The sequence below is a fragment of the Pseudomonas sp. YY-1 genome (genome assembly GCF_002843095.1).
GTDB lineage: Bacteria > Pseudomonadota > Gammaproteobacteria > Pseudomonadales > Pseudomonadaceae > Aquipseudomonas > Aquipseudomonas sediminis_A.
Map to the genome: position 1 here is coordinate 134,408 of NZ_PJLX01000002.1, position 22,516 is coordinate 156,923.

Sequence of the window (22,516 nt, forward strand, 5' to 3'; positions counted from 1 at the left end):
GGCAGAAATATGACTATAGCGTTGGTTTCGGTCGTTGCCGGAGCATTTGCAAAGAACGGGCGAGGATCGTGTTGCCAGCGTTCAACGACCTGCCTGGCGATTGCTGGCCTGATCCAGGCGCCCTGCGAAGGTGGCGGCATTGACCTCACCTACGACACGCAGATCGAGTAATTCGTCACCATTGCCGGCGAACAGCTGGATGGCTGGCGGGCCAAACAGCTTGTAACGGTCCAGCAGGGCGCGCTGGGCGGCGTTGCTTTCGGTGATATCGAAGCGGATCAGGCGCCAGCCGGCCAGTTTGCTGCCGACTTCGGCATTGCCGAATACCTCGCGCTCGATGACCTTGCAGCTGATGCACCAGTCGGCATACCAGTCCAGCAGCAGCGGCTGGCCGCTGGCTTTGGCCTCGGCCAGTGCGGCGTCCAGTTCGGCGGGGCTGCTCAGGGTTTGCCAGGCACCGCTCTTGGCGCTGCTCTGGCTGGCACCGGCCTGCAACTGGCCGAGCGGCTTGAGCGGATCGGTCGCACCCTGCAATGCACCGACCCAGGCGGCCAGCGCGTAAACCAACAGCGCCAGGCCGGCGATCTGGCTGAGCTTCTGCCGATGTGTCTTGGGCCCAAACTCCAGCGCCCCGAGGAACACCGCCACGCCACCAGCCAGCAGCCCCCACAGAGCCAGACTGAGGTTGCCCGGCAGCACGCGTTCGAGCAGCCATACCGAAACGGCCAGCAGCAGCACGCCGAAGGCATTGCGCACCGTGACCATCCAGGTGCCGGTTTTCGGCAGTAGCGCACCACCGCCCACGGCGAACAGCACCAGCGGCGTACCCATACCGAGGCCGAGCGCGAGCAACTTCAGGCCGCCACCCAGCGCATCACCACTGGCGCTTATATAAAGCAGGGCGCCGGCCAGTGGCGCCGAGACGCAGGGGCTGACCAACAGACTGGATAGCACCCCGAGCAGAGCTGCATTCAGATGCGAACCACCGTGGGTCTTGCCGGCCAGACGATCCAGCGGTTCGCTGAGGAAACGGGGCAGACGCAGTTCGAACAGGCCGAACATGGCCAGGGCGAAGAACGCGAAGAACGCGGCGAACGGTACCAACACCCAGGCCGACTGCAGGCGCGCCTGCAGGTTGAGACCGGCACCGAACAGGCCCATCAGCGTGCCGAGAATGGCGAAGCAGGCGGCCATCGGCAGGACATAGGCCAGTGACAGGGTCAGGCTGCGTACGCCCCCCAGTTGGCCGCGCAGTACTACCCCGGAAAGAATCGGCAGCATCGGCAGGACGCAAGGCGTGAAGGTCAGCGCCAGGCCGCCGAGGAAGAACAGCGCCAGCTCTTTCCAGTTCCAGCCGGCTGCCACCGAGGCCGCATCGCTGCTGTTGGCAGCAGGCATATCACCGATCTCGATGAACTCTGTCTCTGGCGGGTAGCACAGGCCCTTGTCGGCGCAGCCCTGGTAGCCGACCTGCAGGCGCAGCGGGCGGTTGTCCGGGTTCTCCAGCGGCAGGCGGATATCCAGCACGCCGTAGTACACCTCGACATCGCCGAAGAACTCATCGTGCTTGGCCTCGCCTGCTGGCAATTCGGCGTCGCCAAGCGCCAGATCGGCCGGCTCGACGCTGAAGTTGAGGCGGTGGCGATAAAGGTAATAGCCCTCGGTCGCGACGAAGCGCAGCGTCACTGCCTGTGCATCGCTGTTTACCAGGCTCAGCTTGAAGGCTTCGCGCACCGGTAGGAAGTCGCTGCTGTTGTTCAGCGGCGTGCCAAGCGGCGAGGCGGCCGGGCGCTTATCGAAGAGGTTGGCGCTGGCGGGTAGGCTCAGGCAGAGCAGAAGCAGGGGAAGCAGCAGTCGACGCAGTGACATCGGGCGAATATCTCGGCGATAGGTGGCGGCATGATACCGGAAAGCGCCCACCCGCATCGCCGTCGCTGCGCCGGAGCGTCGAATGCCTGGGATGAGCGGAACCTTGGAGACAGCCGGCCTTGTCGAGTTCCCGGGCGGTTGCTGCCTGCGCTGCCATGTCGCAGCTGGCTAGCAGGCCGTTGAAAAACGTAGGTAGTTTTTCAACAGCCTGCTAGACGCGAAACGCCTGTACGGCGCTATGTAGTTGGCTGCCCAGGCGCAGCAGGCGCTCGCTTTCGTTGCGTCCGCTGGCGATCAGGCCGAGGTTGTCATCACCCAGTTGGTGAATGCGTTCACCGTGCTCGCGAATCTCGCTGACCGCATCGCTCTGTTGCGCGGTAGCCTCGGCGATGCGCTCGGCCATGCTGGCGATGGTGCGAATGGCGCTGACGATCTCGTCCAGCGCACCATCCGCGGCCTCGGCCTTGCCTGCGGTCGCTTCGGCATGTTCGACCTGGGCGCGCATGGCCTGTACCGACTGATGCGCAGCCTGTTGCAGGCGACCGATGACGTCCTGGATTTCCGCCGTGGCACTGCCGGTGCGCTGCGACAGTGAGCGCACTTCGTCGGCGACCACGGCGAAGCCACGGCCAGCCTCGCCAGCGCGAGCAGCCTCGATGGCGGCGTTGAGGGCGAGCAGGTTGGTCTGTTCGGCAATACCGCGAATCACCGTCAGTACACCGCCAATGGTGACCGTTTCGTCGGCCAGGCGTTCGATGGCCTGGGCGTTGCCCTGAACCTCGGTGACCAGCGCGTGCAACCCCTGTAGGCTCTGGCCGATGACTTGTTGGCCCTGGGCCAGGGCGCGGTCGGCGTCGCGGCTGGCGTCGGCTGTCTGACTGGCGTCCTGGGCGACTTGGCCGATGGTCGCTTCCAGCTCGCCCAGCGCGTCGCGGATCAGTGCTGTATCGCCGGCCTGGCGTTCGGCGCCGCCGTGCAGGCCGCCGCTGAGGTCGGCCAGGGTGCGGCTTGAACCAGCAACATGCTCGGCATGGCCGCGGATGCTGGCGACCAGCTCTACCAGATAGCCGCGCAGGTGATTGAGCGAGTCTTCGATATCGCGCAGCTCGCGAGTGCGGGAGTGGATGCTGATCGGCGTCGCGAAATCACCGCTGGCCCACTGCGACAGCGCCGGCACCAGATGTCCGAGCACCTGTGCCAGGCGCCGTTGGATGCGGTCGATAACCAGGGCGATCAGCAGGATCAGGCCGATCATCAGGCCCTGAGTCAGCCTTACCTCGCCCTGAATACGCGCGTACTCACCTTTTACCAGCGGCTCCAGCGCCGCCAGTGCCTGCTGCACCTGGGTTACGCGCTCGGTCGTGGTCACGGCCAGTTGCTGGCGTTGCTCAACCAGCTCGCGGGTGCGTTGCAGTTCGCTGGGGTAGCGGCGCACCAGCGTGCCCAGTTCACGTTTCAGTTCGATGCCGCGATCCTGGGCCTGTTGCTCCTGTTGGGTGTCGTCCAGCCCGAGCAGCGCGGCGAAGCCGACGCTGGCAGAACTGTCGGTTTGTGGCACGCCAAGTAGCGGCAGCTTATCCAGCGTCTCGACCTGCTGAGCAAGGGCCTTGAGTTCGCGCTCGACATCGCCGAGCAGTTCACTGCGCCTCTGGCTGATGAAGCGTTCACGGGCGTGAGCAAGCTTCAGCAGGCGCGAGCTCGCGTCCTGCAGCGGCTGGCGATAGTCGCTGGCTGCCGGGCCGCTGCCGCTGGCTGCGTACTGGTTGAGCTGTTCCAAAGCGGCGAGCATCTCGCGCTCGGCTTGCAGCAGCAGACCCTGCGGATCGCCAGCCAGCTTGCCTGCGGCCAGCAATTGATTGGCGCTGAAGTCGCGCAGTTGTTCCAGGCTGGGACGCAGTTCGGCGGTCAGTTGTTGCGGCAGTTGTTCAATGGATTCGTCGAAGGCGTCGATGGCCTGGGTTGCGGCGCTGTGTTGCATGGCATTGCCGCTGGCCAGATAGGCTTGGATGTTGTCGGCCACCTCGCGCTGAAACTGCTGGGATAGCGTCAGGTAGCGCTCCATCAGTTGCACCGGCTGCTGCAGTGCGCGCTGCGACCACCACAAGGTTGCCGCCAGGGCGATGCAGACGGTAACCAGCAGCAGGGTGTTGAGGTTGGTGAGCAGCTTGAGACGCATGGCAGGCTCGATCGACGACTGAACGATGCGCTCGAGGTTATTGCGTTTCGGTTACAGCCTGATGACGCGGTGAGCTGCGTCACATTCTGCCTGGGTCGCGATCAGTCGCCGCGGTACAGTTCCACCCGGTTGCGGCCGCCGTGCTTGGCCTTGTATAGCGCCTCGTCGGCGTGCTTGGACAGCGTATTGCCATCCAGGCCTGGTTGCAGCATGGCGATACCGCAACTGAAGGTGCAGGACAGATCCTGCGGTTGGGCCGGGTAGTGGATCTCGGCGAAGCGCTGGCGGATTTCTTCCAGCACCTTGAGCGCCGATTGCTCGTCGGTATCCGGCAGCACTACGGCAAACTCCTCACCGCCGTAGCGGCCGATGTGATCGGTCTTGCGCAGGCGTTGCTTGAGAAATAGCGCCAGGCTCTTGATCACGCGGTCGCCCATGGGGTGGCCATAGGTGTCGTTGACCTTCTTGAAGTGGTCGATGTCGAGCATCGCGAAGGCCAGTGGCTGCTCTTCGCGGCGCGCCCGGTAGCAGGCGTCGTCAAGCAGTTGCAGGGTGTGGGTGTGGTTGTACAGACCGGTGAGGCTGTCACGCACCATGCGCGCCTTGAGGTTGCGCGCACGGGCTGCGCGGTTGCGCACGGTGGCGATCAGATGGCGCGGTTTGATCGGTTTGGTGAGGAAGTCGTCGCCGCCTTCGCTCATGGCATCGAGCTGCTTGTCGAGGTCGTCCTCGGCTGACAGATAGATGATCGGCACGCTGACGTAGCGGTCGTTGTGGCGGATCACCTTGGCCAGCTCGGCGCCGTTGCACTCGGGCATGTACATGTCGAGGATGATCAGATCCGGCTGGAACTCGGCCAGCGCGTCCATCGCCTTGATCGGCTCGGTCAGGGTATGGGTGAGGATACCGGCGCTGTTGAGTACGCGCTCGGTGTGCGTGGCTTGGGCCTTGGAGTCATCGACGATCAGCACCTTGTACGGGTCGTACTGGGCGACGTGGGTCAGCACCTCGATGCGCTCGAGCAGGCTGGAGGCGTCCAGTGATCCGGTGAAGAACTCCTGGCCGCCCGCGCGCACGGCGGCGAGGCGGGTCGGGGTATCGGTGTCGCAATGGCTGAAGAACAGCAGAGGAATCTTCTGCTCCAGCCCTTGTTGTACCGATTCGGCCAGCTCCAGGCCGGCTCCGGCGAAGTCGACATCCATGACGATGGCCGCCGGATGGCGTTCGGCGATGGCGGCGCGGAATGCCTGGGCATCGTCCAGTGACTGAGCCGCCAGGCCGAAGAATTCCAGTTGCTGGGCCAGGCGCTCGGCGCGCTGGGTATCCTGCAGAGCCAGGTAGACCGGTTTGCGCAGCGGCGGCAGGAACGTCTGTTCGAAGGCATCGCTATGGCGCAGGCCGGTACGCGAAAGACGTTGCATGGCCTGATTGAGCCGGGCGATCAGGGTACTGTTGAGACGCCCGCGATTTTCCACGACGTCGTCGAGGCTGGCACCGATGTTTTGCGCCAGTTGCGCATGCTCGATCTGCTCGAAGCGCTCGGCGTAGCGCAGCAGGCGCAGGTTGGCCTCGGTCAGCTCGGCCATGCCGGCGTCATTCCACTCACTGCGTTGCAGGCGTTGCCAGACTTCCAGCACCTGGCGCGCCTGATGAATCACGCGCTGAGCGAAGTGATGCTTGAGGCGATCGCGACTGGGATCCAGATGCTCGGTCATGGGCCGACTTCTATAGGTGGTTAAGTCAGTGGTGGCTTGATGCTATCACTTGCTGATGGCGCTGGCATTGCCGTCGATCAATTGACGGCCGTATTTCTGTCGAATAAGCGACAGAAATGTAGTTTTCCCGTACCAGCGGTAAGTTTGCGCCTGCGCCCTGCGTTTTGCAGTGGGCTTGCCTTATAGTGCTGAACAGGTCGCAACCCGTTGGCCAGGTTGTGGTCGAACACTCGAATTCGCTTAAAAAGGGACACTGTCATGCTGGACTGGAAGAATCGTTCGACGAACTCGCAGGGCAGCGCCGATAAGGCCTCAGGGCGCGACCGCAGCGGTGGCAACCTGATCGCTCGATCACTGGGCGGCCTGATCGGTGTCTATCTGCTGATCGCCCTGGTGGTCGGCTGGTACTGGAGTCAGGAGCCGTCTGCGTTTCAGGTGCAGCAGCATGCTCAGAGCGCGGCGCAGCAGGCGCAGCGCCAGATGGTGACCGGTTACACCACGGTGGAAACCCTCAAACAGGTCGCCAGCACGCTGCTCGACAAGCCGGGCGGCTACCTGTCCAACGACCTCGCGCCGCCCGGCCTGTGGCTGGACAACATGCCGAGCTGGGAATACGGCGTACTGGTGCAGGTGCGTGATTTCTCTCGTGCGCTGCGCAAGGATTTCGCCCGCTCGCAGTCGCAGTCGACCGAAGACCCGGACCTGGCCAAGGCCGAGCCGCGTTTCCACTTCGATAACAAGAGCTGGGCATTGCCGGCGTCCGAGTCCGAATACCGCGAGGGCATCAAGTCGCTGGATCGCTATCTGGCTCGCTTGTCTGATACTGGGCAGAAGAATGCGCAGTTCTATGCCCGTGCCGACAACCTCAACAACTGGCTGGGCGATGCTGGTACCCGTCTCGGTTCGCTGTCGCAGCGCCTGTCGGCCAGCGTCGGCCAGGTGCGCCTGAACGAGAACCTGCAGGTGGGCAACGACGCCGAAGAGTCCGGACTGGTAGGGCGAGATGGCGTGTACGAGACGCCGTGGCTGCAGATTGACAACGTGTTCTACGAAGCTCGCGGTCAGGCCTGGGCGCTGGCTCACCTGCTGCGCGCGATCGAGGTCGACTTCGCCGACGTGCTGGCGAAGAAGAACGCCACCGTCAGCGTCCGTCAGATCATTCGTGAGCTGGAAGCAGCGCAAGCCACTCTGTGGAGCCCGATGATCCTCAACGGCAGTGGCTACGGCATCCTCGCCAACCATTCGCTGGTGATGGCCAACTACATCTCCCGTGCCAATGCCGGCATGATTGATCTGCGTCAGCTGCTGAGCCAGGGTTGATGGTCGCGATTTCGGCAGCGGAAGCGGCGCATCGCGTCGCTTCCGATCAGGAGCGGGTGGCTTGGGTCGATGAGCATGATCAGCCACTGGGCGGCGTTTCCCGTGCCGAGCTACGCGAGCAGCGCCTGATCGGACGCGGCACCTACATCCTGTTGTTCAATTCGGCTGGGCTGCTGTGCGTGCACCGGCGCACTCTGAGCAAGGCGCTGTATCCCGGCTATTGGGACGTAGCGGCCGGCGGCATGGTGCTCGAAGGTGAGGACTATCGGCTCTCTGCCGAGCGTGAGCTGGCCGAGGAGTTGGGTATCGTCGATGCCGAACTGATCGAGCATGCGCACTTTCTTTACGACGCCCCGGAAAGCCGTCTGTGGTGCATGGCCTATTCGGCGGTGTCCGATGCACCACTGCAGCTGCAGCCGGAAGAAGTGCTGGAGGCGCGCTTCATCAGCATTGAGCAGGCGCTGGAGGAAACTCACCGCTTACCTTACTGCCCGGACTCGTTGGCGGCGCTGGAACGCTATATGAGCCGGCCGCTTACGGCCTTCCGATGACCCTCTCCCATTTATGGGAGAGGGTGCCCGAAGGGCGGGAGAGGGTGGTTGTATCGAGTTCGTAGGGTGCGCTGTGCGCACCGAAGCTCCGACTCAGATGTAAAGGCGGTGCGCACCCTACGGCGTCGTTGATTCCGAGCGCTCCGTGCACGATGACGAACAGCGTCGCCAAAGTACCGAACAATGACGCAAATTTGGTCTTAGCAAGCCCGGCCTTTGTCGTTAAACTGCGCGGCCTTTTCGGCGGACGTCTGTCCGCCTGCGCTGCCCCTGCCTGAGTGGGGCTTCGCGGCTGAATCCGTTCAGCCAGTCGCTATCCTGACCCCTACGAGGACAAGCCGGTGGTCAAGAAAGCCTCTTCATTCTCCGCCCTGAGCGGTCTCGTCTATTCCACCGATGGTGGTCGCCATTGCCCGGATTGCAACCAGGCGGTGGATGCCTGCATCTGCAAACAGACGCGCATTCCCGATGGCGACGGTATTGCCCGTGTGCGCCGGGAAACCAAGGGCCGTGGCGGCAAGACCGTCACCACCGTCAGCGGCGTGCCGCTGGCCGAGGAGCCGCTCAAGGAGCTGGCCAGCGCGCTGAAGAAGCGTTGTGGCACCGGCGGCGCGCTCAAGGATGGGGTGATCGAGATCCAGGGTGATCACGTCGAGCTGTTGTTGGCCGAGCTGAGTAAGCGCGGGTTTACCGCGAAGAAGTCCGGCGGCTGATAAGCCCTTTTCTAAACTTCGATGACGTTACTACGGTCAACCGCCGAGCAAACGTCATCTTGCTTTCATCATTTCTAAACTGGCCGCCAGCAAGGTCAGGCTTTTCTCATGGGAGAACCCGATGTCCGCACGACGCACCCGCAAAGACGACGGCAGCCAATGGACCGTAGCCGATAGCCGCAGTGTCTACGGCATTCGCCACTGGGGCGCCGGCTATTTCTCGATCAACGACGCCGGGCGTATCGAAGTGCGTCCCAACGGCCCGGACAGCCAGCCCATCGACCTCTATCAGCAGGTCGACGAGCTGCGTCAGAGCGGCCTGTCGTTGCCGCTGCTGGTGCGCTTCCCGGACATTCTGCAAGATCGCGTGCGCCGTCTGACCGGTGCCTTCGACGCCAGTATCGAGCGCCTGGAATACCAGAGCCGCTACACCGCGCTGTACCCCATCAAGGTCAACCAGCAGGAGGCGGTGATCGAGAACATCATCGCCACGCAGAATGTCTCCATCGGCCTCGAAGCCGGCTCCAAGCCCGAGCTGTTGGCGGTGCTGGCGCTGGCGCCGAAGGGCGGCACCATCGTCTGCAACGGTTACAAGGACCGCGAGTTCATCCGTCTGGCACTGATGGGGCAGAAGCTCGGCCACAATGTATTCATCGTCATCGAGAAGGAGTCGGAAGTTGCTCTGGTGATCGAGGAGGCGGCCGAGCTCAAGGTCGCGCCGCAGATCGGTCTGCGCGTGCGCCTGTCCTCGCTGGCATCCTCCAAGTGGGCCGACACCGGTGGCGAGAAGTCCAAGTTCGGTCTGTCCGCAGCGCAGATCCTCTCCGTGGTCGAGCGTTTTCGCGCGGCCGGGCTGGATCAGGGCATCCGGCTCTTGCATTTCCATATGGGGTCGCAGATCGCCAACATCGCCGACTACCGCAAGGGCTTCCGTGAGGCTATCCGCTATTACGGCGAGCTTCGCGCCATGGGCCTACCGGTCGATCACATCGACGTCGGTGGCGGCCTCGGTGTGGACTACGACGGCACCCACTCGCGTAACGCCAGCTCGATCAACTACGACATGCAGGACTACGCCGATGCCGTGGTCGACATGCTCAAGGAATTCTGCGACCGCCAGGAAATCCCCCATCCGCACATCTTCTCCGAGAGCGGCCGGGCGATGACTGCGCACCACGCCGTGCTGCTGGTGCAGGTGACCGACGTCGAGCGGCACAACGACAAGGTGCCGGAGATCGACGCCAGCGTCGAACAGCCGGAAATCCTCCAGGTGCTGATCGAGCTGCTCGACGACAGCGACCCGGAAATGGTCGCCGAAACCTACTGGCGCGCCACCCACTACATCGAGGAAGTGGCGGCTCAGTATTCGTCCGGCAAGCTCAGCCTGGCGCAGAAGGCGCTGGCCGAGCAGTGCTACTTCGCCATCTGCCGCCGCCTGCACAACCAGCTCAAGGCCCGCCAGCGCTCGCACCGCGCGGTGCTCGACGAACTCAACGACAAGCTCGCCGACAAGTACATCTGCAACTTCTCGGTGTTCCAGAGCCTGCCGGACACCTGGGCCATCGGCCAGATCCTGCCGATCCTGCCGCTGTCGCGTCTGGACGAGGAGCCGCTGCGCCGCGCGGTGCTGCAGGACCTGACCTGCGACTCCGACGGCAAGATCCGTCAGTACGTCGACGAGCAGTCCATCGAGACCAGCCTGCCGGTGCATGAGCTGCGCGAAGGCGAGGATTACGTGCTGGGCATTTTCCTGGTGGGCGCGTACCAGGAGATCCTCGGTGACATGCACAACCTGTTCGGCGACACCGATTCGGTGAATATCTACCAGGCCGCCGATGGCAGCGTGGTGCACGCCGGTATCGAGACCCATGACACCATCGAGGACATGCTGCGCTACGTGCACCTGTCGCCCGAGGAGCTGATGACCCACTACCGCGACAAGGTCGCCAGCGCCAAGATCAGTGCCCGTGAGCGCACGCAGTTCCTCGATGCGCTGCGCCTGGGCCTGACCCGCTCTTCCTACCTGGCGTCCTGATCCTCAGCTGATTGCCGTCGCCAATCGTCGAGTCAGGTGCAATGCTTGCTCGGCGCTGGCGCTGGTGTTGAGCATCAGCCGTAATCCGCCCCCGCAAGTACGCTACTGCATCCAGTCCGAACGTCCTGACTAGCCATCCCGGCAGCCAGGACTCGCTGGTCTTCCTGCTTGGCAGGGCGGTGCTGGGCGAGTGGTATTGTCCTAGTGATTTTGAAAGGTTTTGGCTCTGTCAGCTATGCCGGTCTCTACCTAGAGTGACGGCATCTTCGCTGGAGAACCGCCATGACCACTGCCACTGACTGTCGTTACGACTGGCTCGCCGCCCCGGACGAGTTACGCGCCTGCTTCCCCCCTGATGCGTGTTCTGCGCCCGCACCTGAACGACGCTGATGATTTCCTTCAGCGCCTGCAACGTCAGGCCGAGCAAGGTTATCGCCTGCTGGCGGCGCGGGTCGGAGATCAGGTTTTGGGCCTGGCCGGCTGCCGCTTGCAGGAGAACCTGCTGCATGGGCGCTTCTTCTATGTCGATGACCTGATCACCCGTGAGGATCTGCGCAGCCAGGGCATTGGTGAACGACTGCTGGTCGAGGCGCGTACAGAGGCATTGCGCCTCGGCTGCGCCAACCTCGTATTGGATACCGCATTGGGTAACGCACGCGGGCAGCGTTTCTACTACCGTCAGGGCTTGCTGGGTATTGGCATACATTTTCGTCGGGAGCTTTGAGATGCAGCGAATTCTGTTGTTGGAGTGCGGCCCTTATGGGCAGCAGAGTCGTGGTAGTCGCCTGGCTCAGGAGTTGGTCGAGCGTTTGCGTCAGCGTCATCCCGCTGCGCAAGTGCTGGAGCGTGACCTGGCCCGAGAGCCCTTGCCGGCGCTGACGGCGGAATACGCCGGAGCACTGGTGGGGCAAGCGCCGAACGATGATCCGGCGCTGGATGTCTCCGAGCGCCTGATCCAGGAGCTGGAAAACAGCGATTGCCTGGTGATCGCTACACCAATGCACAATTTCACGGTGCCGGCCGCGCTCAAGCTGTGGATCGACTACGTGCTGCGCATCGGTCGCAGCTTTGCCGCCAACGAGGCTGGCAAGGTTGGGCTGCTGGCGGATCGACCGACCTTCGTGGTGGTCAGTTCGGGCGGCTACTACCGTGGCGAGCTGGCTCGCCAGCCGGATTTTCTCACCGCCTACCTGCGCCATGTGCTGAGCACTATTGGCATTCACGATCTGGAGTTCATTCACCTGCAAGGACTGGTGCGGGGGCAGGAGCATGCCGAAACGATGCTGGCGCAGGCGCGCGAGCAACTGGCTTTTAACCTCCATCTCGCGCCTCAAGGAGAAGCGTCATGAGCGCATTGCGTCAGCCCTATTACGAATTATCCGCCGAGGCGATGCAGGGCCTGCTTGCCACCAAGGCGGCGCTGGAGCGTGGCCCGCTGGGCAAGGCGCTGGTGGAGTTGCTCTACCTGCGTGTATCGCAGGTCAACGGCTGCGCCTATTGCCTGGAGAAACACAGTGAGTCGCTGCGTGAGGAGGGTGTGCCACAGATCAAGCTGGACAGCCTGGCAGGGTGGCGTGTGAGTCGTCATTTCGACGCGCGGGAGAAGGCGGCACTGGCCTGGGCCGAGTCACTGAGCGAGATCGCCAGCAGCCACGCCGGCGATGATGATTACTGGCCGTTGGAGGCGCACTTTTCGCCCCGGGAAATCTCCGATCTGACCATCGCCGTGGCCTTGATGAGTGGTCTCAACCGGCTGGCTATCGGCATGCGTCTGTGATCGCTAGCCCGCCGCGATCACGCCATAGCCGCGCGCCATGAGTGTCGCCAGCAACGGAATGAACAGCAATGCCAGCAGTTCCAGGCGAATGCTCCAGGTCACCAGCCGTACCTGCCGGGCACTTGGCTCCGGCACCTGGCCTGCCTTCACGCTGCTGCGCCACTTGATGAACACCACCGTGGGCAGGATCGACAGCAGGCCGACCAGCACGAATAGCCCGATCTTGGCATGAAACAGGCTATTGCCCATGTAGTAGGCGGCACCCTTACCGAACCACAGTACGCGCGCGACTCCCGTGGCCAGCACCAGGCCGGCGCAGATGCCATAGGCCAGGTCGGTGATCATCAGGCTGCGTGCACGAGACAGATCCAGCGGCGCCTTGAACAGCACGTGTTCGATGCTGAGCAAGGCGAACAGAGCGAAGATCGACAGGTAGTGCAGATAGGCGACGAACGCAGCAGCCATAAGTACTTTCTCTCATTGGTGGCAGGGCGCGAACTCGGTGCGGTTGCGGCCGCCGTGCTTGGCCCGGTAAAGCGCCTGATCCGCGCGTTTGAGCGCATTCGCGCTGCTCTCGTCGGAGCCCAGCAGGGCGCAGCCGAGGCTGACGGTCTGGTGCAACTCGGCGTGCTCCAGTTGCATGGGCTGGCTGGCGATGGCCTGGCGGATGCGCTCGGCGATCTGCAGTAATTCCTGCTCATCATGCACCCGGGTAAGGATGACGAACTCCTCACCGCCATTGCGGGTCACCACATCCTGCGGGCGCACCGCGCCGCTCATGCGCCGTGCACTCTCCCACAGCACGTGGTCGCCGCCATCGTGGCCATGGGTATCGTTGACCCGCTTGAAATGATCCAGGTCGCAATAGATCAAGCCCAGGCGCAGCTGCTGGCGCTCGGCTGTGGCCTGTTCCAGCGGCAGAAAATGCAGCAGACCGGCGCGATTCCAGAGTTGCGTCAGGGGGTCGAGCATGCCCTTGCGCTGCTCGCGGCTGAGGGCGTCGCGCAGGTCATCGGCCTGCTGCGAGTTGTGCTGTAACTGCAGGTAGCTCTCGGTCAGGTAGGCCAGGTCGTGCAGTCGGTCTCTCTCCTGGCTACTGAACAAACGGGGTTTCGGGTCCGCCAGGCACAGGGTGCCCAGTGCTAGGCCATTGGCGTCGTGCAGTGGCCAACCCGCGTAGAAACGCACATCGGGGGTGTTACGTGCCAGCTCGGTGCCGGCGAAACGCTTGTCTACCTGGCTGTCCTCGACGATCAGTGGCTCGTCACTGAGAATCGCGCGGGAGCAGTAGGACAGACTGCGTGGCGTCTCCGCTGCGTCCAGGCCCTGGCGGCTCTTGAACCACTGGCGGTCGCGGTCGACCAGCGTGACCAGCGCCATCTTCACCTGGAACAGGTCATGGGCCAGGCGCGTCAGGGTGTCGAGGTAGGGGTCGGCAGGGGTGTCGAGCAGCTCCAGGCGATCGAGGGCCTGCTGGCGTTCGGTTTCATTGGCGGGCAGCGGGACGCTGAGCATGGGGCGATCTCTCCTTAAGTGGGGGAAGGGAACCACAGGTCGCGACGGCTCAGTTGCCAAGCATAGACAGCCAACACCAGACTGCGCAGCCCCATGAATGCCAGAAATGCCAACCACAGCCCGTGATTGCCCAGGCTTTGCAGCCACCAGGCCAGCGGCAACGCCAGGGCCAGCGCGATGAGCATGGCGTCGCGCATCTCGCGGGCGCGCGTGGCGCCGATGAACAGGCCGTCGAGCAGGTAGCTCCACACGGCCAGCAGCGGCAGCACGGCCAGGTACGGCAGGAAGGTCAGCGCCAGTTCACGTACTTCGGCGATGTTGGTGAGCATGCCGACGAACCAGTGGCCGCCAAACAGGAAGAACAGCGCGAAAGCGGCACTGGCCAGCAGCGACCAAGTTCCGGCCACCAGCAGCGAACGGCGCAGCGCATCGCGATCACGCGCGCCAAGCGCGTGGCCGCAAAGGGCCTCGACGGCATGCGCCAGTCCGTCGAGGGCGTAGGCGGTCAGCGTCAGGCCATTGAGCAGCAGTGCGTTGGCCGCCACCGTGGCATCGCCCAGGCGCGTGCCTTTCACGGTGATCAGAAAGAACACCAGTTGCAGTGCCAGGGTGCGGATGAAGATATCGCGGTTGACTGCCAGCAGTGGGCGCCAGTTGCTCCAGCGTTTCAGCGCGCTGCTGTCGAGGCGGCCGGGATAGCGTGCCAGCGCGCTGCGGGCCAGCCACAGGCCGAGCAGGGCGCCGCTCCATTCGGCGATCACCGAGGCCCAGGCCGCACCGGCCACGCCCCATTCCAGACCGAGCACGAATAGCAGGTCGAGCGCCACGTTGATCAGGTTGGCAGTCATCAGAATGGCCAGCGGGCCTCGCGCGCTCTGCGTGCCCAGCAGCCAGCCGATCAGGGCGTAGGTCGCCAGACTGGCGGGCAGGCCGAACAGGCGAATCTGAAAGTACTGGCGCGCCAACTGATCCAGCTCGGCGGAGGGTTGCATCAGGCTCAGCGCCGCACCGCTTAACGGCAGTGCCAGCAGGCCCAGCAGCAATGCCATGAACACGCCCAGCCCGAGCCCCTGCACCAGCACCTGGCGCAGGGCGCCGCCGTCCTCGCGTCCTGCGGCCTGGGCCGCGAAGCCGGTACTGCCCATGCGCAGAAAACCCATCGCCCAGGTCAGCAGGGTATAGAGGCTGCCGCCTACCGCTACGGCCGCCAACTGGTGGGCATGCGGCAAGTGGCCGACCACGGCGGTATCGACCAGCGCCACCATGGGCACTGACAGGTTGGAGAGAATCATCGGGGCGGCCAGGGCCCAGACCTTTCTCTGGGTCGGCGCGTGGCGCCAGGCTTCGAACAGGGCGTGCATGGGGGCTTCCGTTCCAGCAAAGCGCCGATTATAGGCACAGGGTGGACTGTGCGCAGCTTGGCGGATTTCGTCGCTTCGCCTCGTCGGCGCAGTAGCCGCTCGGCTATAGTATCGGCCTTCGCGCCCCTACTCTCCGGAGCCCGCAATGCCGAACAAAGGACTGCTTCTGGCCTTGGTGCTGAGCCTGCTCAGCGCCTGTGATTCTTCTGAACCCCCTGCCACGGTGACCCCCGCCGCTCCTGCTGCGCAGCAGCCGCAGGCGCCCAAACCAGCAGTCGACCGCGACGCGCTGGCCAAGCGCTATGCCGGACGCGAGCTGGAAGTGGTCGACGTTTCCGAGGTGCAGCTCGACGGTGCCAGTGCACTGTCGGTGACCTTCTCCATCCCATTGGACCCCGACCAGCCATTCGCCGAACGCGTGCATCTGGTCGACAGCACTGCCGGCAAGGTCGACGGCGCCTGGGAGCTGACCGACAACCTCAGCGAGCTGCGCCTGCGCCACCTGGAGCCGCAGCGCAAGCTGGTGCTGACCATCGATGCCGGCCTGAAATCGATCAATGGCGGCAAGCTCGCCAAAGAGCAGGTCAGCCGCTTCGAAACCCGCGATCTGCAGGCCAGCGTCGGTTTCGCCAGCCGTGGCTCGCTGCTGCCGACCCGACTGGCCGAAGGCCTGCCGGTGATCGCGCTGAACGTCGACAAGGTCAACGTCGAGTTCTTCCGCATCAAGCCCGAGGCGCTGCCGCGCTTTCTGTCCCGCTGGGGTCGGGCCAGCAACCTGGATACCTGGGAAGCCCGCGAGCTGCTGCCGATGGCCGATCTGGTCTATGGCGGGCGTTTCGATCTAAATCCGGCGCGCAATACCCGTGAAACCTTGCTGCTGCCCATCGCCGGCCTGGAGCCGTTCAAGCAGCCGGGCGTGTACCTGGCGGTGATGCGTGAGGCCGGCAGCTACAGCTACTCGCAGCCGGCGACGCTGTTCTCCCTGAGTGATATCGGCCTGTCCGCGCATCGTTATCGCGACCGCCTCGACGTGTTCACCCAGGCGCTGGAAGGTGGCAAGGCGCAGTCCGGCGTGCAGCTCGAGCTGCTCGATGGTGAAGGTGCGCTGCTGGCTGAAGGCAAGACCGATTCGGCTGGCCATGCGCAGCTGCCATTACCGGAAAAGGCTCAGGTGCTCGTGGCCAAGCAGGACGAACAGACCAGCCTGCTGCGCCTGAACACACCGGCGCTGGACCTGGCCGAATTCGACATCACCGGGCCCAAGGCACATGCCCTGCAATTCTTCGTGTTCGGCCCGCGCGATCTGTATCGCCCTGGCGAAACCGTGCTGCTCAATGGCCTGCTGCGTGATGCCGACGGCAGCCCGGTCAAGGCTCAGCCGGTCAGCGTCGAGGTGCGTCGCCCGGATGAGCAGATCAGCCGCAAGTTCGTCTGGAACGCAGGCGATGACGGTCTCTATCAATATCAACTGCCGCTCGCCGAAGAGGCCCCGACAGGCCGCTGGCAACTGTTGCTCGACCTGGGTGACGGCAATCCGCAGCTCTACGAATTCCTCGTCGAGGACTTCCTGCCCGAACGTATGGCTCTGGAGCTCAAGGGCCAGGAGCAGCCTTACGCGCCGAGCGACAGTGCCGAGTTCGCCGTGACTGGCCGCTACCTCTACGGTGCCCCGGCCGCTGGCAACCGCCTGACCGGGCAACTCTACGTGCGTCCGCTGCGTGAGGCGGTGGCGAGCTTGCCGGGCTATCAGTTCGGCGACATCACCGAGGCCGACCTGAGCCAGGACCAGGAACTCGACGAGCATAATCTGGATGACCAGGGCCGCGCCGTGCTGCGCCCGGAAAATCGCTGGAGCGACGCCAAGTCGCCGCTGCGCCTGATCCTCCAGGCCAGCCTGCAAGAGTCCGGTGGTCGCCCGATCACTCGCCGCATCATCCAGCCGGTATGGCCGGCCGAGCGTTTGCCGGGCCTGCGTGGCCTGTTCGACGGCGAGGAGGTCGACGCCGATAGCCTGGCCGAGTTCGAAATCCTCGTAGCCGATGCTGCTGGCAACAAGCTGGCGGCCGACAACCTCAACGTGCGTCTGGTGCGTGAGCGCCGCGATTACTTCTGGAGCTTCTCCGACGGTGAAGGCTGGCGTCACAACTACAACGAGAAATTCCTCACCCTCAGCGACGAGCCGCTGAAGATCGCTGCCGGTGGGACTGCCAAAGTCAGCTTCCCGGTGGAGTGGGGCCCGTATCGGGTCGAGGTTGTGGACAGCCAGACCGGTCTGGTCAGCAGCCTGCGTTTCTGGGCGGGTTACCGCTGGCAGGACAACGCCGATGGCGGCGCGGTGCGCCCGGACCAGGTCAAGCTGGCGCTGGACAAGCCTGCCTACGCCGCGGGCGAGGTGGCCAAGATCACCGTCACCCCGCCGGCTGCCGGCAATGGCTACCTGCTGGTCGAGTCCAGCGAGGGGCCGCTGTGGTGGCAGGAAATCAGCGTGCCGGCCGAGGGTAAGACCTTCGAGCTGCCCATCGACAAGAAATGGGCGCGTCATGACCTCTATCTCAGTGCTTTGGTGGTTCGTCCCGGCGAGCGCAAGGCGCAGGTCACGCCCAAGCGTGCCGTCGGCTTGCTGCACCTGCCGCTGGAGCGCGCTCCGCGCAAGCTGGCAGTCAGCCTGGAAGCACCGGAGAAAATGCGTCCCAAGCAGCCGCTGAAGGTCAAGGTCAGCGCGCGCAATGCCGACGGAAGCATCCCCGACAAGGTGCATGTGCTGGTCGCTGCGGTCGACGTGGGCATCCTCAATATCACCAGTTACGCCACCCCCGATCCTTTCGCCAATTTCTTCGGGCGCAAGGCCTATGGCGCTGACCAGCTGGATATCTACGGCCAACTGATCGAAGCGCAGGGGCGTGTCGCCAGCCTGGCCTTCGGCGGTGACGCCGGCCTCGCCGCCGGTGGCAAGCGTCCGGATACCAGCGTGCTGATCGTCGCCCTGCAGAGCGATGCGCTGAAGCTGAACGACAAGGGCGAGGGCGAAGTCAGCCTGGATATCCCCGACTTCAACGGTGAGCTGCGCCTGATGGCGCAGGCCTGGACCGACGAGCGCTTCGGCATGGCCGAGGCCAAGACGGTGGTGGCCGCGCCGCTGATCGCCGAACTGTCGATGCCGCGCTTCCTTGCCGGTGGTGACGAAACCACCCTGGCGCTGGATCTGACCAACCTGTCCGGCAGTGAGCAGAAGCTCGATGTGCAACTGGGTGTCGAGGGCCAGCTGCGCCTGCTCGGCAAGGGTGAGTCGCCGATCAGCCTGAAGGATGGCCAGCGTACCACCTTGCGCATTCCGGTGCGCGCCGAAGGTGGCCTGGGCCAGGGTCGTATCCATGTCGAGGTGCAGGGCCTGGCTCTGCCGAACGAGGATCTGGCCGACTTCAGCCGCGAGTGGACGCTGGGTATTCGTCCGGCCTATCCGGCGCAGTTGCAGCACTTCCGTGCGGTACTGGGGGAGGGCGAGCCGTGGAGCATGCCGGCGGGCACTCTCAATCAGTTCGAACCTGCCGGGCTGGAGGCCGTGTTGGCGCTGTCGAGCCGTCCGCCGCTGAACCTCGGTGAGCAGATTCGTGCGCTCAAGGCATACCCCTATGGCTGCCTGGAACAGACCACCAGCGGCCTGTATCCGTCGCTCTACGCTGACGCCGCGAGCCTCAAGCGCCTCGGCCTGGAAGGCGAGCCGGACGAGCAACGGCGCAAGAGCATCGAGCTGGGTATCGAGCGTCTGCTCGGCATGCAGCGTCACAGTGGCGGCTTCGGCCTGTGGAGCGCCGAGAGCGAAGAGGAATACTGGCTCACCGCCTATGTCACCGACTTCCTCCTGCGTGCTCGCGAGCAGGGCTTTGGCGTACCGCCAGAGGCCCTGAAGAAGGCCAACGACCGCCTGCTGCGCTACCTGCAGCAGAGCAGTCTGATTGAAGCCAGCTACAGCCAGGACTTCGCTCACACTCGCTTCGCCGTGCAGGCCTACGCTGGCTACGTGTTGGCGCGCAGTCAACAGGCGCCGCTGGGTGCGCTGCGCAGCCTGTTCGACCGTCGTAACGATGCGCGCTCTGGTTTGCCGCTGGTGCAACTGGCCGCCGCATTGAAACTGATGGGCGATGCACCGCGTGCCGAGCAGGCGTTGAACCAGGGCTTGATCCAACAACGCGATGGCGAACGCTGGATGGCTGACTATGGCAGCCCGCTACGTGATCAGGCGCTGATTCTCGCCCTGCTGGAGGAGCATGATCTGGCTGCGGGCCAGCGCGAGCAGCGTCTGTTCAACCTGGCCGATGAGCTGGCCGGTCAGCGCTGGTTGTCGACCCAGGAGCGCAACTCGCTGTTCCTCGCCGGTCGCGGCATTCTCGGCAAACCCGAGCAAAGCTGGAGCGCCAAGCTGGCCAGCGGCGCCTTCCAGTTCGACCTGAGCAACCAGCAGCCCGGCATCAAGCTGGAGCGTGGCGAGCTGGCCGAACCGCTGAGCGTGAGCAACGCCGGCAGCGCCACGCTGTATCAGCAGCTGACCCTGTCCGGTTACCCGAGCCAGGCGCCGCGTGCCGGTGGTGAGAACCTCAGCATCGAGCGCGAGTACCTCGGTATGGATGGTCGCCCGCTCGATCTGCAGCGCCTGGGCAGCGGCGAGCTGGTGCTGGTGCACCTGGCCGTGCGGGCCAAGCAGCGCGTGCCGGACGCCCTGGTCGTCGACCTGCTCCCGGCTGGCCTGGAGCTGGAGAACCAGAACCTGGCGCAAAGCGCGGCGAGCCTCGATGACGCTGGCAGCAACGTCAAGGAATGGCGCCGCTCCATGCAGAACGCGCGGATCAAACACCAGGAATATCGTGGCGACCGCTACGTGGCCGCCGTGGATGTGGAGGAGTACGGCACCACCCATCTGCTCTACCTGGCCCGTGCGGTGACGCCGGGCAGCTACCGCGTACCGCCACCGCAGGTCGAATCCATGTACCGCCCGAGCTGGCAGGCACTGGGTAGTGCGCCGGATAGTCTGGTGGTGAGGGGGCGCTAAAAGCGATCCCGGATTCATTTGGGCTACAGTCTGCGTAGCTCGGATGAATCCGGGAGCTTGTACTGACCATGCCATTCAAACGCTGGCGGCGTTGGCTGCTGATCCTCCTGCTTCCCCTCGCCCTGCTCTGGCTAGCCGACCAACTCTTTCCACTACCCCTGCCCGAGGATGATCTGGCGCGTGTGGTGCTGGCCGAGGACGGCACGCCGTTGTGGCGCTTCGCCGACCGTGATGGTGTATGGCGCTATCCGGTGACGCCCGAAGAGGTCTCGCCCTATTACCTGGAAGCGTTGCTGACCTACGAGGACCGCTGGTTTCGCCAGCACCCTGGGGTCAATCCGCTGGCGCTGGGGCGCGCGGCCTGGCAGAACCTCACGGGCGGGCGCGTGGTGTCCGGTGGCAGTACGCTGTCGATGCAGGTGGCGCGGCTGCTCGATCCGCATGGGCGTGACCTGCCCGGCAAGCTCAAGCAGCTGTGGCGCACCGCGCAGCTGGAGTGGCACCTGTCCAAGGACGAAATCCTCACCCTGTACCTGAACCGCGCGCCTTTCGGTGGCACCCTCGAGGGCGTGGCGGCGGCCAGCTGGAGTTACCTGGGTAAGCCGCCGAGCCAACTGACCCGTGCCGATGCCGCGTTGCTCGCGGTGCTGCCGCAGGCGCCCAGCCGCTTGCGTCCGGACCGCCATCCTGAGCGCGCCCAGGCCGCACGTGACAAGGTGCTGCGGCGCCTGGGCGAGTTTCAGGTGTGGCCCCAGTCCCAGGTAGACGAAGCGTTGGAGGAACCAGTGTTTCTCGCGCCGCGCCGTGAGCCAAGCCTCGCGCCCTTGCTGGCGCGGCGGCTGAACCGTGCCGGCAGCCCACCGCTGATTCGCACCACTCTCGATGCCGGCTTGCAGCTGCGCCTGGAAGACCTGCTGCTGGGCTGGCGCGCGCGCCTGCCAGAGCGCACTTCGGCGGCGATTCTGGTGGTCGAGCACGAGAGCATGGCGGTACGTGCTTATCTCGGATCGGTGGATATTGCTGATACCTCGCGCTTCGGTCATGTCGACATGGTCCGCGCTCTGCGTTCGCCCGGCTCGACGCTCAAGCCCTTTCTCTACGGCATGGCCCTGGATGCCGGGCTGATTCATTCCGAGTCGCTGCTGCAGGATGTGCCGCGACACTATGGCGACTACCGGCCCGGCAACTTCGCCGCCGGCTTCGTCGGTCCGGTATCGGCCAGCGAGGCGCTGGCCACCTCGCTCAATTTGCCGGCCGTGCAGTTGCTCGAAGCCTACGGGCCGAAACGTTTTGCCGGTGAGCTGCGCAGTGCCGGTGTGCCTATTCGCCTGCCTGCGCTGGCCGAGCCGAATCTGGCACTGATCCTCGGGGGCGGCGGCTCGCGCCTGGAGTCGCTGGTGGCAGGCTACAGCGCCTTCGCGCGCGGTGGCATGGCGGCCAAGCCGCGCCTGCAGCCGAGTGATGAATTGCGCGAGCGGCGCCTGCTGTCACCCGGCTCGGCCTGGATCATCAGGCGCATTCTCAGCGGTCAGGCGCGCCCTGAACGTGACCCGCGCGCCTACCTGGCGCAGCGCCCGACCCTGGCGTGGAAAACCGGCACCAGCTACGGCTTTCGCGATGCCTGGGCCATCGGCGTCGGCCCGCGTCACCTGATCGGTATCTGGATCGGTCGCCCGGACGGCACGCCGGTGCCTGGCCAGTTCGGACTGGCCTCCGCCGCGCCGCTGTTGCTGCAGGTTCACGATCTGCTGGTCAACCGCGACAGCCAGCGCGGCATTGCCACACCGCCCGATCCACAACCTGCCGAGGTGGGTGTGGCGGCCATCTGCTGGCCATTGGGGCAGCCGATGAGCAGGGACGACCCCAACTGCCGACGCCTGCGTTTCGCCTGGACGCTCGAAGGCACCACGCCACCCACGCTGCTGGCAGCCGATCAGCCACTGGGGAGCGGGTTGCGCGAGCGCTATTGGGTCAATGCCCAAGGGCTGCGCGTCGGTTCCGGTTGTGCCGGGGCCGAAGCGCGTGAACTGGCCTTGTGGCCGGCACCGCTGGAGCCCTGGTTGCCGCGCCGGGAGCGGCGTACCGCGCGCTTGCCACATATCGATGCGAGCTGCCCGCCACCACAGAGCAGTCAGGTGTCACCGCTGTCCATCGTCGGTGTGCGCAATGGCGATCGCTTGCGTCGGCCGCAAGGCAGTCAAGAACCGCTAAGGCTCAATCTTTCGGCCCTGGGCGGCAGCGGTCGGCGCTGGTGGTTCCTCGATGGCCAACCTATTGGAGAGAGCACTCAGAATGCTCCCTTCAACCACGCGTTCGCCAGTGGCCGGCATCAACTGAGTGTGCTCGACGAAGGCGGCCAGACCGCTCGTCTGGAATTCAGCGTCGGGCCCTGAGGGCAATCGGCTACCACTCTGTAGGCGCCGGCAGCTCTGGGCTGAGG

15 protein-coding genes are annotated in these 22,516 nt (G+C 64.6%); 9 read left to right on the top strand and 6 right to left on the bottom strand.

All coding sequences use genetic code 11. From position 1 onward, the window contains the following. Positions 1 to 81: 81 nt before the first annotated feature. The 3 genes from dsbD to CXP40_RS03415 all read right to left on the bottom strand — a co-directional run bounded on the left by dsbD (position 82) and on the right by CXP40_RS03415 (position 5,760). Positions 82 to 1,869, bottom strand: a complete 1,788-nt coding sequence (gene dsbD / locus CXP40_RS03405; protein ID WP_106732583.1) for a protein-disulfide reductase DsbD — start codon at positions 1,867 to 1,869, stop codon at positions 82 to 84. Positions 1,870 to 2,080: 211 nt separating this feature from the next. Then, positions 2,081 to 4,045: a methyl-accepting chemotaxis protein gene (locus tag CXP40_RS03410; protein ID WP_106732584.1), complete on the bottom strand. Its 1,965-nt coding sequence runs from the start codon at positions 4,043 to 4,045 to the stop codon at positions 2,081 to 2,083. A 101-nt stretch (positions 4,046 to 4,146) separates the two neighbouring features. After that, positions 4,147 to 5,760: a PleD family two-component system response regulator gene (locus CXP40_RS03415; RefSeq protein WP_106732585.1), complete on the bottom strand. Its 1,614-nt coding sequence runs from the start codon at positions 5,758 to 5,760 to the stop codon at positions 4,147 to 4,149. A gap of 258 nt (positions 5,761 to 6,018) precedes the next feature. Between CXP40_RS03415 and CXP40_RS03420 the strand changes: the two genes are divergently transcribed. From CXP40_RS03420 to CXP40_RS03450, 7 genes are all read left to right on the top strand, one after another. Next, positions 6,019 to 7,080: a DUF2333 family protein gene (locus CXP40_RS03420; protein ID WP_099522627.1), complete on the top strand. Its 1,062-nt coding sequence runs from the start codon at positions 6,019 to 6,021 to the stop codon at positions 7,078 to 7,080. After that, entirely contained in the window at positions 7,080 to 7,631 is a 552-nt protein-coding gene (locus CXP40_RS03425) for an NUDIX hydrolase (protein WP_099522626.1), read from the top strand. Before CXP40_RS03420 ends, CXP40_RS03425 begins: the two co-directional genes overlap by 1 nt. 341 nt (positions 7,632 to 7,972) lie before the next feature. After that, positions 7,973 to 8,344: a translation initiation factor Sui1 gene (locus CXP40_RS03430; protein ID WP_099522625.1), complete on the top strand. Its 372-nt coding sequence runs from the start codon at positions 7,973 to 7,975 to the stop codon at positions 8,342 to 8,344. 121 nt (positions 8,345 to 8,465) lie between these two features. Beyond that, positions 8,466 to 10,379: an arginine decarboxylase gene (gene speA, locus CXP40_RS03435; protein WP_099522624.1), complete on the top strand. Its 1,914-nt coding sequence runs from the start codon at positions 8,466 to 8,468 to the stop codon at positions 10,377 to 10,379. A 355-nt stretch (positions 10,380 to 10,734) separates the two neighbouring features. Continuing rightward, the gene (locus tag CXP40_RS03440; RefSeq protein ID WP_106732586.1) at positions 10,735 to 11,103 is read left to right on the top strand and encodes a GNAT family N-acetyltransferase; all 369 of its coding nucleotides are present in this window, start codon (positions 10,735 to 10,737) and stop codon (positions 11,101 to 11,103) included. A gap of 1 nt (position 11,104) precedes the next feature. Then, positions 11,105 to 11,728 (top strand): FMN-dependent NADH-azoreductase, encoded by a 624-nt coding sequence (locus CXP40_RS03445; protein ID WP_106732587.1) that lies wholly within the window; start codon positions 11,105 to 11,107, stop codon positions 11,726 to 11,728. Next, entirely contained in the window at positions 11,725 to 12,156 is a 432-nt protein-coding gene (locus CXP40_RS03450) for a carboxymuconolactone decarboxylase family protein (RefSeq protein WP_106732588.1), read from the top strand. The genes CXP40_RS03445 and CXP40_RS03450 overlap by 4 nt, the downstream gene beginning before the upstream one ends. Positions 12,157 to 12,159: 3 nt before the next feature. Here CXP40_RS03450 and CXP40_RS03455 read toward each other — a convergent pair whose 3' ends face one another. Genes CXP40_RS03455 through CXP40_RS03465 form a run of 3 tightly spaced genes read right to left on the bottom strand, consistent with a single transcriptional unit; the run spans position 12,160 to position 15,032 of the window. Beyond that, on the bottom strand, positions 12,160 to 12,621 hold the full coding sequence (locus CXP40_RS03455) for a DUF2214 family protein (RefSeq protein ID WP_106732589.1): 462 nt from the start codon (positions 12,619 to 12,621) through the stop codon (positions 12,160 to 12,162). A gap of 12 nt (positions 12,622 to 12,633) precedes the next feature. Beyond that, positions 12,634 to 13,671 carry a diguanylate cyclase gene (locus CXP40_RS03460; RefSeq protein ID WP_106732590.1) on the bottom strand — a complete coding sequence of 346 codons (1,038 nt, stop codon included), beginning with the start codon at positions 13,669 to 13,671 and terminating at the stop codon, positions 12,634 to 12,636. 14 nt (positions 13,672 to 13,685) lie between these two features. Beyond that, positions 13,686 to 15,032 carry an MATE family efflux transporter gene (locus tag CXP40_RS03465; RefSeq protein ID WP_106732591.1) on the bottom strand — a complete coding sequence of 449 codons (1,347 nt, stop codon included), beginning with the start codon at positions 15,030 to 15,032 and terminating at the stop codon, positions 13,686 to 13,688. A 145-nt stretch (positions 15,033 to 15,177) separates the two neighbouring features. Here CXP40_RS03465 and CXP40_RS03470 point away from each other — a divergent pair, with 145 nt between their 5' ends. After that, entirely contained in the window at positions 15,178 to 20,076 is a 4,899-nt protein-coding gene (locus CXP40_RS03470) for an alpha-2-macroglobulin (protein ID WP_106732592.1), read from the top strand. A 68-nt stretch (positions 20,077 to 20,144) separates the two neighbouring features. Then, the gene (pbpC, locus tag CXP40_RS03475) at positions 20,145 to 22,469 is read left to right on the top strand and encodes a peptidoglycan glycosyltransferase PbpC (protein ID WP_106732593.1); all 2,325 of its coding nucleotides are present in this window, start codon (positions 20,145 to 20,147) and stop codon (positions 22,467 to 22,469) included. Positions 22,470 to 22,516: the final 47 nt, after the last annotated feature.